We start from the raw sequence: 12,207 nt of genomic DNA on the forward strand, positions 1-12,207 counted from the left end.
AGGTGTACATTCACAAATTAGATGTCGCTGTTGTACAGTGACTAATTATCTGTCGTCGGTGACAAATTGTTGTCGTTGAAGACAAATTGATGTCACTGAAACTAGTTAAGCCTTTTTAGAGAATTAGTGACTAATTAATGTCATCTAATATAGAATTCATCACTCCTGTAGGCTTTAATGTATATGATATCAAGCCAGCAGCGGGATTTGCTTTCAACCCTCTTAATTCTTGGGAATAAATTATGACATCAGACAGAATAAGGCAATTTTATATCAAGTTGGTTTTCAATCCTCCCATCCTTGGAAGAAGGGTTGCGACTCGCGGGAGGTCTGTTATTCACCCGTTATAGTTATCTTTCAACCCTCCCATCGCTGGAAGAAGGGTTGCGACAAGTAATTTTTTTGGTTTTAGGTTTTTTTGGCATCAACTTTCAACCCTCCCATCGCTGGAAGAAGGGTTGCGACAGTTTTGCCTCGAATACAAGCATAGTTACGCCGTTACACTTTCAACCCTCCCATCGCTGGAAGAAGGGTTGCGACCTAAAACCAGCAGTCCCCTCAGCAGACGTAACAGTGCCCTTTCAACCCTCCCATCGCTGGAAGAAGGGTTGCGACATGATGTTTGGAATGCCCCTGAATTTGAAGAGGACCTTTCAACCCTCCCATCGCTGGAAGAAGGGTTGCGACTTGAGTTATGGGATGGACTATCAAACTTGGATACTTTCAACCCTCCCATCGCTGGAAGAAGGGTTGCGACCTCTTCTACACTATTAAGTGCAACAAGAGAAGTAGCTTTCAACCCTCCCATCGCTGGAAGAAGGGTTGCGACAGGCTAGCTGCTGCTCTTTGTGATTTAATATCTACTTTCAACCCTCCCATCGCTGGAAGAAGGGTTGCGACTTCTGAGAACGTCGTAGTTGTACGACGTATATCTTTCAACCCTCCCATCGCTGGAAGAAGGGTTGCGACCTTTTCTACGTCTTAGCAACCCTGCTGTTACGTTACTTTCAACCCTCCCATCGCTGGAAGAAGGGTTGCGACGCTTTTTTGCCAGCGAAATACTGCTACTCTTTTTCTTTCAACCCTCCCATCGCTGGAAGAAGGGTTGCGACTCAAGCTGTCACACTCACAATTAATTATCATGTCCTTTCAACCCTCCCATCGCTGGAAGAAGGGTTGCGACGCCAGTAGATCAAACGCCTGCCTAGCAAGGTTTCCAGAGCGTACTTGCGCGAACCTCGTCAAATATCCTTCCAGGATGTAATTTTTGAATTGTTCACAAAATAAATTTATAACTAAATTCCTTGTATGGTAAGGTTTTCAGAGTTTGCGCGAATTTACTAGCAAATTTAACTTTGCTAAAAAGCGTCAAATGAAGAATTGGGGAGGGTTCCCCCTTGATCGGAGGTGATTCAGTAGCCACTACAGCAGTACATCCGCGCCCTTATTGCTGGGAGCGCACCTATCCTGTCCGAAGACAGCAGCATCAGGGTGAGCAGCTACTAGGGTCAGAAAGCAAGACTGTATTGCTACAGTCAAACTAACCCTCATTTAACACAGTTCAGAGGCTGCAAGCAGCATGAACTGCGGCGCTATTTATTATTTTATTATCAAGGTTCAGATATTTGTCAACTTCGCCTAGCTAGGCGCAGATGGTAAGCAGAAAAGGCTAATTCTTTTGCTTTTTCATTGGGACTGCCGCGAATAGGTTGTTTTCCCGCTTCAATCATGATTCCTATCTGAGCGGCTTTACTTTGAATGCTTTGAATTAATCTGCCGTAGCTCCAGGAATGTACGTTAACTCGATACTGTTTGGCGTATTTTTGCTGAACTTCTACGGAGCCAGGACATTTTGCTTCGGCTATGGCTTGAATTTCACTTTGGAGAATCTCTCGCATATCCCCTAGCTTAGGCAAAACGATGCTGCCAGCTTTATAGGTTTGTGCCATCGCAATAATTTCTTTAGCCAATAGTCTGTCTACATACTCCCCTAACTCAGATGTACCAAATTGATTGGGAGAGAAGCTTTTTTGTGCCTTGTGGCGCTCATGGGATGATGATCGCTGTTGTCGTCTTTGGCGATTTAGGAGTTCGTAATTTTCCCCAAGTAACTGGCGGATACTCCGGTAAGCTAGAACTTTGCCTGCGATCGCATCTACTACAACAACAGTTGCAGGTTTTTCTAGCCCCAGGCTGACACCTACTAAAATGTGTGATTGACCTCGGTAAACGGGTTGACTAGGACGCTCAAAGGAATTGTTAATTCGAGTTAGCGTTGATTCTTTACGTTTAATAAAAGCTTGTTGTGTATCGCTTAAGCCACTTTTCTCCTTCATCTTAGTGATGAATTTGGTAATCTCATCAGCTTTTTCCTGGCGAACCTGTTCTGTTCCTTCAGCAGTCCAAAGCCGGTTGTCAACACAGCAATAGAGACTCAAGTGGTGAAGGTTCCAAGGTTCTCCTTTACCTTCACCTTCTTGCCAAGCTAAACGACCATTTCTGAGGGTGAATAAACCACTTGAATGCTGATGTTTGCTTTTGCGTTTAGTTTGTTGATCTTCTAAAAAGCGTTTAAACCAGTGCAGTTGACGACTATCGCAGTACACTTCAAAAGTTAAATCGCTTAAGCCATTAAAGTGAACGCACAGTCTACCTTTTTCATTTTTTGACCAAACTAGGTCTTCGTTCGTTTCAAAAACCAGGGGAAAAGGAAGAGAACTTGATCGGGTTAACAGAATATCCTGCCAGCGTTTGGCTTCAGTATTATCTTCTGGAACGGTGGTTATAGTAGTAAAGAGCGTTTCCAATCATTTAGCATTGGTTAAATCTCGCCCCTTGGGAATTCGACTTGTTAGCTTGTCTGTTAGCCGTTGAATTTGGATTTCTAGCTTACGACGGCGGTTAGCAAATTTTTCGGGGTCTTCTTCTTTATCATTAAGTTTGCAGCCATTTTTCAGCAGATAACTGATGGCGCTACGGCTGAGTATGTCGTCCGTTTCTTGGTAAGCATCAAATAATTTATGAGATAAGCTACGGTCAGGGTTAGAAGCGGATGATTTTTTGGATTTTTTAGTCTTTCCTCTTTTAGTCAAAGGAGCAGCTATGTCAGATTCTGGCGTAGCCATTGCCAAAATCTCAGCAGCTTTGGTACGAATTGCCTCTAAGCTACAACCGCTAATTTCTACTAATTCGGCATCGCTATTGAGCATTTCTAGCCAGCGTATCTTGCCATCTATCTGCTGCTGTAGCCGTTTCTGTATGGCCAGCCAAGATTTGTAGATGTAATCCACAACATGAATTGCTGATATATACAAACGGCTGGGCTGACCTGTAAAGCTAGGGTCAGTTTTCAGGGGTTGGCAAAGTTGGTTAACAACAGTTGACGGCAGTTTGCCATTTTTTCGCCATTTCTCGAAATCTGGGTGTTTACTAAGCTGTTGAAGTAGTTCGTTAATTAGGGGCGTGTTCAATTCTGCCATTAACTTCCAGAGTTTTTGGCGGGTAGATTCACTAGCAATTAGACGACATTGAATAGTAATCTGGCTCATAAAAATAAAATACCATAAAAACACATAATGTTGTACAGAAAACTAATGTGTTTTAAGAGATGCTTCTATAGGATGATTCTTATGGAAGGAAAGTTCTACACAAGCACAGAAGCAGCAGAAATTACTCATTGCTCTCGCCGCCAGTTGCAGTATTGGCGGGAGAAGGGAGTTATAGTACCTACGGTTAACAGTACTGGCAAAGGTCGTAATGTTTACTACTCCAAAGCTGACCTGTTGGCGTTAACGGTAATGGAACAGTTGCTATCAATCGGTTTAAATTTTGAGGTTTGCCATGCAGCATTGGAAACACTGCGCGAACGGGAACCTTGGTTATTTGATGAGTCTGTCCCCGAAGAAAAGATGAAGCGGCTAATGTTATTACCCACGCGATCGCCTGAACAACCTTTACAACTGGTAGAGTTTGACAAGCAAGTGGCGCTAAAAGCACTTTGTCAGGGACAAACTGTGATTCCTTTCTGGGGCGATCGCATTCACGAACTATTGCACCAAAACCTCAAACTTTTTACTGAGTAATAGCAGCAATATCACGCTGCATAAGCGTTATTATCAGCACTTTCATACTGCTGATAGACATGGAGAAATACTACATTACTGAGGTTATCTACATCACTATCATCATAGGCATCTATCGGTAAGCCACTATCTTCGCTGTAGAGATAATCATAAATAAAACTTTTAATTGTAGCTTTTGTTGATTCCTTATCCCGCCAATTTTCCAGTTGCTTTAATTGTACTTTTACGGCTTGAATCAACAATTGAGCAACTTGTTTGACACGGTTTCTTGTTCTAGCATCTAAATTATCTTTAGAGGCGCAGAGTAAGTCAAAGACAGCTAAGTGTTCTTCACTTAAGCCTTCGCGGACAGCGCGGGTATCCTCTTCTGATAGGTCTTGAACAAGTTTTAGCAATTCCTCAAAAGTTTGTTCAATGGTTACTCTGTCTGTTTCACGGTTATAGTCTTGAATAATTTGTTGATAACATGCGTAGTAGTCAATACGAGATGGGTTTTGTTTTAACATTCTCTGAAGTTGGCGTTCAACGGCTTCTTTCAGGCTTTGGACAGAAATATTTTTAGCTGGGGAATTGGCAAATTCTGCTTTTAATACATCAAAGTCAATCTTGCTGATATTGTAAATTTTCCCTGAATCTGCACCTGGGAGACGGGAAGTATCAACATTGATTAAATCGCTAACGACATTTTGTAGGGAATAAAGAACAGCATTAATGTCAACAGATTTTTTGTGCTGTTCTTGTAAATGCTTTTGGATGGCTTCTATAGCGTTATATTTGTCTTGATAGGGCGCAGTTAATTTTGGCTCTGTAATTAATGCCTGTTTCTTCTTGAAGACTTCCCTGGCTAGTACGTCGAAGCGTGCGCGGGATTCATCATTGGTACAGACTGCATTAACCGCACTGACTAGAGCCGCAATTTTATCAAATCCTGTCGATTCTACCAATTCTTGCAAATCAAAGCCCAGACTAGCAATGTGGTTAATACAAGCGTCAAGGGCAGTTGCGTAATCTGCCTGTAATTGATTCAGATCGTTGTAAGGTAAAATACCATCGTTGCTATCGTCTACATCTGTACGGGCATATCTGGCAAGGGCAGCACGTAAGGCTTTCAAGATACCGTTGTAATCAATTAATAAACCATTGTTTTTCCCCTCATGGACACGGTTTGCACGGGCGATGGTTTGCATGAGATTATGGCCTTGCAAGGGTTTATCCATGTAAAGGGTAGCCAAGCTGGGAACATCAAAGCCTGTTAACCACATGGCACAGACAATGGCGAGACGGAAAGGGTGTTTTTCCTTCTTAAATTCTTCTTCTAAATTGCGGTTTTTGATAATTTGACGGTGGGGAGTGATATCTAAACCCCAATCTTTAAAGGTTTTAACTTCATTTTGAGCTTCACTGATGACGACTAAATATTCTGTTTCCTCCAACCATTGCAAATGTTGTTGATGTTCAATGGCTTCTTGTTCATCAGTGGCTTGCTTAAGTAGGCGTTGCTGGTTTTGTATTGCTTGTTTCCAATATTTATCAATCAACCCGTGCATTCGCACCGATGTAATTTTATCCAGACAGACAAGCATGGCTTTTCCTGTTTGCCAACGTTGGGTATAGTGAGCTACTAAGTCTTGAGCAATACGATCTAAACGTTTTTCGGCTGTTAGTATTAAATATTCTCGCCCCAGGCGACGATAAACAGCTTCTTCCTGTTCGGTGTCAAGGTTAAATTGTTCGATAGCTGCGGCTAGACGTTTATTTAATTCCTCAGAAGCGGCGACTTGGCGTTGAGTACCTTGATCGTCATAATATAATTCTTCGCCCCGGTTGTCGTAGTAGAGGGGGACTGTAGCACCATCTTCGACTGCACGTTGAAAGTCGTAGGTAGAAACGTAGTCACCAAAAACATTGCGGGTGAGTTGTTCTTCTTCTAACCCCATCAAGGGTGTACCAGTAAAGCCAATAAAAGAGGCATTTTTTAAGCCTTTACGCATATTTTCCGCGAGCTTACCGTATTGGGTGCGGTGTGCTTCGTCAGAGATCACGATAATATCGGAACGGCGGGAATAAATGTGATTGGGTTTATTGAATTTGTGAATTAAGGTGAAAACGTAGCGATGGTTATCTTTTAGTAATTCGTCTAAGTTGTCACCACCTGTGGCTTGAGTGTTGGTATCTTTGATAGCACCAACACCAGCGAAAGTTTTCACAATTTGGGTATCTAATTCTTGACGATCTGTAACGATGACAAAGGTAAAATTACCTATTAGCTGGCGGTGGACTTTGCGGGTGAGAAATGCGATGGAATAGGATTTACCACTACCTTGAGTATGCCAGAAAACGCCGAGTTTCCCTTTCCTGACTTCCCGTTCTTGAATGGCGATAAAGGCACGGTTAACGCCTAGAAATTGATGGTTTCGAGCCAGGATTTTGAGAGTTTTACCGCTACTGTCATCAAAGACGATGAAATTTTCGAGGATGTCGAGGAAATTATCTTGAGGACACATTCCCATTAGCATTGTCTGGAAGTCAACTTTACCTTTTTCTTCTTCTTCTAGACGTTTCCATTCTTGGAAGTAGCTATAAGGACTGGTAATGCTACCGACTTTTCCCACTATGCCATTACTCAACATGACTATGGCGTTGTAGTAAAAAAGTTCCGGGATGGTGTCTTTATAGTCGGTATAGTTGTCTTCGTAAGCGACCCTAACGTTGCGGTGGATGGCTTTGAGTTCTATAAATAGTAAAGGTATTCCGTTAACAAAACCGATGATATCAGGACGACGGGAGTAGAGGGAACCTTGAATAGACATCTCCCGCACTACTAGGAAATGATTATTTTCGGGGTGTTCAAAATCAATCACTTTGAGGCGGGGATTGATGGTTTCACCCTTTGGGTTTTTGTAGGGTTTCTCTGGGATACCTTCGCGGATGAGTTGGTATTTTTTCTGGTTGATGGTGATTAATTGGTCTGAGATGTTGTAGGTGGTAAATTGCGCGATCGCATCGTCGTATACTTGCTGTGGATGACCAGGGTTAAGTTTCTCTAGTGCTTGGCGCAGATAGCGTGTGAGGACAACTTCCCGTTTGTCTTTGCGTCCTAGTGTACCGTTAGTGCCGAAAGTTTCTTTTTTGTATGCGTAAACTGAGTGCCATTTCAGGGATTGCTCTAGAAAATTAGCGGTAGTTTGTTGCACCAGGCGGTCTTCGGAATATTCGGCACTCATGGGGGTGATAGGTAATAGGAGTAGCTATTCTAAAAATAGCCTTGCTAATGGTAAAGTAGCAACTATCACTTATAATGCACGTAAATAATATCTATCTGATTTTTGGTTAATCTTGTGGATATCCAGTCGCCACAATGTCAAATATGTTATTATTGTAAATTTACTAAAATTTTGTTATGATATATTTACCCTGCTACTTGCGAAGTCTCAAGTTCCACTTGGGATACGCCCAAAAGCAATCCTTCGGGATATGTTACGGGCATAGCAAGAGCGGGGCTTTAAATTTTTGAGTTAGATTTTGTTTTACTGGTATCTACACTAAAATCTTCAGGCTTGAACAGCCAGTGTCGATAAGGATGAAACCATCTGTTTGTTATATCTCCACGCACAGAAGTATTGACTCCGATATTAAAGCGGGGATATATTTTGCTGATGCGCTGGTAAATATGAATGTATAGTTTCTCTTTAGCAATTGTACGTTTAGCTCTATATCTTGCTCCATCAGGTTTTTCTTTATGCTTATTGTTTAGCCTAAACTGCATTGCTCCTAAAACCACGTCTAAGCATTGTAATACTGGATGGTCGTGTGATTTGATCTCAGCTATCTGGTTTTTATCAAGGAAAATACCTGCATTTTGGAATTGGGGATTTTTATTTAAGCCGAGCAAAAAGTTTTTAAAGCTGGCTGCTTTTTCTCGTGTATCAGGAAGGTCATCTAGATAAAGCCTAACTCTTATTCTTTCCTGTTCTGAGTTAGAGTGTTGCAATCCGAAAGCATGTTTAATAAATTGATAGTAAAGTAAAAAATACTCGTTATGATCCTGCTCAGTACTTAAGTTGTTAGGAATATTACAATTTTGAGTAAACATGACTCTGGTTTTGACGATATCAGCTTCGATGAAGTCAAAAAATGCTTCCATCAAATCAATATATTTATCCAAATATTGATATGTTACTTTTGACCATTTAACCTCGTTATGCAAATTTAAATCATTTTTCTTCGCTATTAAAACTTTCTGGACTTCGCGCAAATCCTGAGAACGTACTAACGCACCACCATAAAAGTGAGAAAAGAAACGTCCTTTGCCAATCGATTCGTCACAATCAATTATGTACTCTTTAGACAATTTCTCTTCTCCTATATAATGCTACCTGCTAGTTGATTACTAGTTGGTTTGTACTATTTGTTTTTTCCTATGGTAATGCTACCAGCTAGTTAATTGCTAGTTAATTTGTACTATATTATCAGGAAAATTTTTAATTTATACAGCTATACTTCCATTTATGAGGCGAGGGAGGAGTAAGTCGCGGGCTTCTTTGAGTTTGTAATTTTGCTCTAATAGTTTTTGTACTAATAGCCTAGCAACTGAAGCTTTTTCGTCAAAATATCTTCTGATATTTTCATCTGGTAAAAGAAGTGGAACAACGTTAAGAAGCTGTCTTTTGAGTTCAGTTTGACCAGTGGCTCCTTCCCCTAAAGTATCGAAATAATCTTGAAGATTTTCAAGGGCTACCCCGAAAAAATGCTTCTCAAGCTCAACCTTTGGTCTAACTATAGTAATGTGGGTATCTACTGTTAGGTCTTCAAAATTAGCAAGAACCTGAGCAACTCTACCTAAAGTACCAATGCCTGTACTATTAATTAAGACATCTCCAAATATGATTTTTTTATGTTCTGATACTTGAGAGTGATGTTGTCGTGCAAACTCGAAGTTGATTTGATAATTACGAATACACTTTTGGTTCAGGACTATAGTTTTTGATTCTGAATCGTATTTTGGAGTTATACCTCTTGTGATTACCTCGCTAAGATGACCTATAGAAGACACCTTCCACCCTTCTGGAATGCCATCAACTACCTTCCCTGACTCGTAGCCAGGGAAGTGCAGATGCACAAACCATTCCTTGTAAAGCAGGTGGATGGACTCTTCTAGCAGTGCTATTCGGCGGTTGTTGTTGTCGATGAGGCGATCGTAACTTGAGAGAATATCAGCAATACGTTGTTGGCTTGGGTAATTAGGATATTGAACTTCAACTGACCTCAATATTCCAGTATTTAGGTTCAGCATTGTTGAACCTACTGCTTTATTTTCAATCCATTTTACAACCTGAGATTGCTTGAGGTAATAAAATAAAAATGATGGTACAAGAGGACTATTATTTAAGCTAATTTTGACGCATCCAGTACCGCATAACCACCCTGATTCTCTCTCGCTAATAATTGCTCTTTTGTTAAGTTCACCACGACGAGGATAAACAATATCTCCTACTTGGAGAACGTGGCGGGATAGCTTATGCACCATAACATCATCTACATAAGCAATAGAATCTTCTGTAATTTTATCGTTGACGATATTTTGTGGCATGACAACGGGTGTACCATAACTTTGGTAATCGCTTTGATGTAGTTGAGAACCAAATGGACCGGTTTGAATGCTTCCTCCAACTTCATCAGCAATTTGACCAAGAGTTGCTTTACTCCACGTCATATTCCCAACTCCTCAAAATTCTTAGCAATAGCCATTGCTAACTCCACCGCTTCCTCATTCAAACTCGCCAATTCTAAATGAATTTTCCGCAACCTCTCCTCAACATCCTCCTCATCTTCCCCATCCAACGCAGTCACACCCACATAACGCCCTGGTGTTAAACTACTATCCTGCTGGGTTATTTCATCCCGCGTTACCACCTTACACAACCCTGGTACATCCACAAACACCGCTTCAGGAAAGCGAGATTGTAACCAGGTAACTTGCGCTTTCATATACAGCGTAGACTTAATAGCAAAAATAGCCTGATCTCGCACCGTATCCAGTGCATCACGTTGTTTTTTAACTTCCTTCCCATCCCAAGTATCCTGTTTCCGCGCTTCTAGCTTTTTCTCCGCCAGATCCACAGCGCGAGTACCGACTTTATGCACTTCGTTGATGTGCTTTTGCAGAGTTTTCAATTGGGGAATAAAAGGTGCAAACCTTGCTGCACATTCTTTTTGCGCTTCGTTGATTGACCTCTCCCCCAACCCCTCCCCTGCGTTCGCGTAGCGTCTCGGAGAGAGGGGAGGGGAGTTATGATCTTTCCCCCCTTCCCTAGTAGGGAAGGGGGGTAGGGGGGTTAGGTTATTCTCTGCAAACCATGCAAGATGCACTTGTAACTCACTAATTAAACCAACTCTTACCGCAGTAAATTCTTGAATTCCCGCTTCCAATTCAGACAAAGTAGCGCGGAAAGTCTCTACATTCTGATTAGCGATATCTTCAGCAACTAATCCCTCAACTTCCGGTAAATTCTTTAATAAAGGAAGGGAAGCGCCAAGACTATCACTAAAAGTCTGCAACAACTGCGTCAACTTAATTAACGGTGACTCTAACTCTGTCAACGCACCCGCAATAGTCCCCGCTTCCTGATGGGTTTTATTTAAATATTCCCCCACCAATCCTAAATAACGTTCCTGCTGTCCGCGATACAACCAAGCGATCGCAGTGATATTCTGGAGTTGTTCTTCACTAAAATCGCGGATTTTGCGCGTCACTACCCGGTAAACATTCCGCGCATCAATCATCAACACCTTGTCTTGGCGTTCTGCTGGTTTTCCCTTGTCAAAAAACCACAATGTACAAGGTAGAGATTTTGTGTAAAAAAAGTTTGTGCCAATAGAGATAATCATATCCACCGCTTGGGTAGCGATTAACTCCTCTCGAATCTCTTTTTCCCCGTGTCCCGCATCCGATGCAGAACTCGCCATCACAAACCCGGCTCTACCCCGCTCATTTAAATAACTGTAAAAATACTGTATCCAAAGGTAATTTGCATTGCTCACTGCTTTAGTTTTGGCAGCAATTCCTGGTATCTTTTTCTCAGTAAACAGCCGGGAGTCAGTCTTCACCTTCTCTGGACTCACCCCATCGACGTTAAACGGCGGGTTAGACATGACAAAATCACATTGACCAAGCAACTCTTCCCAGCGATCGTAAAAAGTATTACCCTGGCGAATTATCCCTTCTAACCCGTGAACCGCCAAGTTCATCCGCGCTAAACGGGTGTTGGTATCCGATTTTTCCTGTCCGTAAAAAGTGATTTTCGCTGATGCATCCTCACCGCGATTTTCGACAAAATGTCCTGTCTGCACAAACATACCCGCACTACCGCAAGCCGGATCTAAGACATTTCCCCGGTCAGGTTCAATCATATTTACAATCGTCCGCACCAAAGAAGGCGGTGTAAAAAACTCTCCTCCTTCCTGTGCGCCACTCATAGCAAACTTATTCAGAAAATACTCATAAATTCGCCCAAACACATCACCCGTGGCTTTCCGTAACTCCTCCCGGTCAAAAATTCGCACCAAACTATACAGCAAATCCGGCTCAAAACTGGTGTATTCCTTCGGTAACACCCCCTGCAACATCTCAGTTTCATCCTCAATGGCTTTCATCGCTGTATTGATCGCCTTGCCAATATCTGCATTTTCTGCCAAATTCAAGATGCGATCGTACTGAGCTTCTTCTGGTAAAAAAATTGCTGACTTTCCTTTAAAGTCATCTTTGGTAATCGGGCGTTTTTTTCCACCCCGCGAGGATAAACCCTTTTCAATCTCCGCTTGTACAGCATTGAAGCGATTTGTCGCATGGCGAAGAAAAATTAGCCCCAGTACGGGCATACTGTATTCATTGGCATTGAGTTTTGAGTTAGCACGGAGTTGGTCTGCGGCTTCCCAGAGGGAAGATTCAAGTTGACTGATATTGAGCATGCTTTGTGAGCAATTAGGCGAAATTATGACTGTCTACTTCGCCTAAAAAATTAGGAGTTTACATATTAACTATTTTGGCAACTAGGTAATCTGTTATCCTTTCGCCTAGTCCAAACAAATATACATAGCACGTTTAATCCCTTGATAGGAATTTTTT

Annotated in this window: 5 protein-coding genes, 1 pseudogene and 1 CRISPR repeat array; of the genes and pseudogenes, 1 reads left to right on the forward strand and 5 read right to left on the reverse strand. The window is 41.9% G+C overall.

The window, feature by feature from the left end; genetic code table 11:
- The first annotated feature begins 282 nt into the window (after window positions 1–282).
- Window positions 283–1,183: direct repeats of the CRISPR family, unit length 37 nt; unit sequence CTTTCAACCCTCCCATCGCTGGAAGAAGGGTTGCGAC.
- A 445-nt stretch (window positions 1,184–1,628) separates the two neighbouring features.
- Window positions 1,629–3,548, reverse strand: a pseudogene (gene cas12k / locus V7K62_RS16425) (type V CRISPR-associated protein Cas12k).
- A gap of 81 nt (window positions 3,549–3,629) precedes the next feature.
- Here cas12k and V7K62_RS16430 point away from each other — a divergent pair.
- Window positions 3,630–4,082, forward strand: coding sequence for a MerR family transcriptional regulator (locus V7K62_RS16430; RefSeq protein ID WP_334865693.1), 453 nt, complete (start codon window positions 3,630–3,632; stop codon window positions 4,080–4,082).
- 11 nt (window positions 4,083–4,093) lie between these two features.
- Here the strand turns inward: V7K62_RS16430 and V7K62_RS16435 are convergent, their stop codons facing one another.
- The 4 genes from V7K62_RS16435 to V7K62_RS16450 all read right to left on the reverse strand — a co-directional run bounded on the left by V7K62_RS16435 (window position 4,094) and on the right by V7K62_RS16450 (window position 12,050).
- Window positions 4,094–7,306: a type I restriction endonuclease subunit R gene (locus V7K62_RS16435; RefSeq protein ID WP_334865695.1), complete on the reverse strand. Its 3,213-nt coding sequence runs from the start codon at window positions 7,304–7,306 to the stop codon at window positions 4,094–4,096.
- A 278-nt stretch (window positions 7,307–7,584) separates the two neighbouring features.
- Complete coding sequence (locus V7K62_RS16440; RefSeq protein WP_334865697.1) at window positions 7,585–8,433, reverse strand: DUF3800 domain-containing protein; 849 nt, start codon at window positions 8,431–8,433, stop codon at window positions 7,585–7,587.
- Between the two features lie 135 nt (window positions 8,434–8,568).
- A complete protein-coding gene (locus V7K62_RS16445; protein ID WP_334865699.1) occupies window positions 8,569–9,795 on the reverse strand; it encodes a restriction endonuclease subunit S in 1,227 nt (408 codons plus the stop codon).
- Window positions 9,792–12,050 carry a type I restriction-modification system subunit M gene (locus tag V7K62_RS16450; RefSeq protein WP_334865701.1) on the reverse strand — a complete coding sequence of 753 codons (2,259 nt, stop codon included), beginning with the start codon at window positions 12,048–12,050 and terminating at the stop codon, window positions 9,792–9,794. The genes V7K62_RS16445 and V7K62_RS16450 overlap by 4 nt, the downstream gene beginning before the upstream one ends.
- Window positions 12,051–12,207: the final 157 nt, after the last annotated feature.

Origin of the sequence: Nostoc sp., from assembly GCF_036917935.1 — a bacterium.
Taxonomy (GTDB): domain Bacteria; phylum Cyanobacteriota; class Cyanobacteriia; order Cyanobacteriales; family Nostocaceae; genus Nostoc.